Annotated in this window: 1 pseudogene; it reads left to right on the top strand. The window is 45.6% G+C overall.

The features are described 5' to 3' along the window. Positions 1-664 (top strand): annotated as a pseudogene (locus tag D5018_RS21455) (reverse transcriptase domain-containing protein); the annotation flags it as partial. Positions 665-837: the final 173 nt, after the last annotated feature.

The raw sequence follows: 837 nt of genomic DNA, 5'->3' as shown, positions 1-837 counted from the left end.
GATACTGACTCACTCTAAATCAGCAAAACTACTTGCTGTTAAACGAGTTTCACAAAACAAAGGCAAAAACACCGCTGGTATTGATGGCATCATTTGGAACACTGATGCTCGTCGCATGGCTGCGGTTAATCAACTGAGCAGAAAGGCTTATAAAGCTAAACCGCTCAGGCGTATCTATATTCCCAAGAAAAACGGCAAGCTCAGACCATTAGGCATCCCCTGTATGATAGATAGAGCGCAGCAAGCGTTACATCTTCTTGCTTTGGAGCCGATATCTGAAACATTTGCTGACCCAAATAGTTACGGGTTTCGACCTAACCGTAGTACCGCCGATGCTATTGCACAATGCTTTAAATGTCTATGCAAAAGCGGCTGTGCCAAATGGGTTCTTGAGGGAGACATCAAGTCTTGCTTCGATAAGATTGGTCATCAATGGCTAATTGATAACATTCAACTGGATAAGAGAATGCTGAGGCAATGGCTTGGGTGTGGTTTTATCGATAAAGGTTTATTCTACAAAACGGAAGAAGGAACACCGCAAGGTGGAATAATCTCACCAACGCTAATGCTACTTACTTTAGCTGGATTAGAACAACTGGTTAAGTCGATTGCACGTAGGACTGGTGAAAGGATCAACTTTATCGGATACGCTGATGACTGTGTGCCACGAGCACAGGCTGCTGCGTAAGCAGCACCAATGCGCAACTGCGCAGAAGATGAGGGTAGGTCCCTCGAAGTCGCCTTACAGGAGGAGGCTTCAAACCACCTTAAGCGGCGAAGGTAAAGAGCTTTGGTCGTGAGCGTTAAGGAAAAGGCAGAGCTTGACTCTGTCAGGTA

Source organism: Parashewanella curva (assembly GCF_003675895.1).
Taxonomy (GTDB): Bacteria; Pseudomonadota; Gammaproteobacteria; order Enterobacterales; family Shewanellaceae; genus Parashewanella; species Parashewanella curva.
The sequence above is the reverse complement of the archived record's forward strand: the minus strand, read 5'-3'. Positions and strand labels throughout refer to the sequence as shown.